This is a genomic window from Halorubrum sp. SP9, from assembly GCF_005435015.1.
Taxonomy (GTDB): Archaea; Halobacteriota; Halobacteria; order Halobacteriales; family Haloferacaceae; genus Halorubrum; species Halorubrum sodomense.
Window position 1 is genome coordinate 1 of the sequence record NZ_SGXU01000781.1, and the last position, 216, is coordinate 216.

Annotated in this window: 1 protein-coding gene; it reads left to right on the forward strand. The window is 67.6% G+C overall.

What is annotated here, in order from left to right:
* The coding region (locus tag EXE45_RS19295; RefSeq protein WP_241989551.1) for an ABC transporter substrate-binding protein at nucleotides 1–216 on the forward strand (216 nt) is incomplete at both ends.

A 216-nucleotide genomic window follows, 5' to 3' on the forward strand; every position in this document is an offset into this window, starting at 1 on the left:
GTCGTCTCGCTGGAGACCGGGCAGTCGGACGTCGCGGACGGGATCACGCCGCAGACGTGGCAGACGGTTCAGAGCGCGGACAACATGTCGCTCCAGTCGGAGCCCGGCATCTCCTACTACTACCTCGCGTTCAACTGCAACGAGGGGCCGACCGCGGACCCGCAGGTCCGCGAGGCGATCGACTACGCGGTCTCGATGGACCAGGCGGTCTCCGAC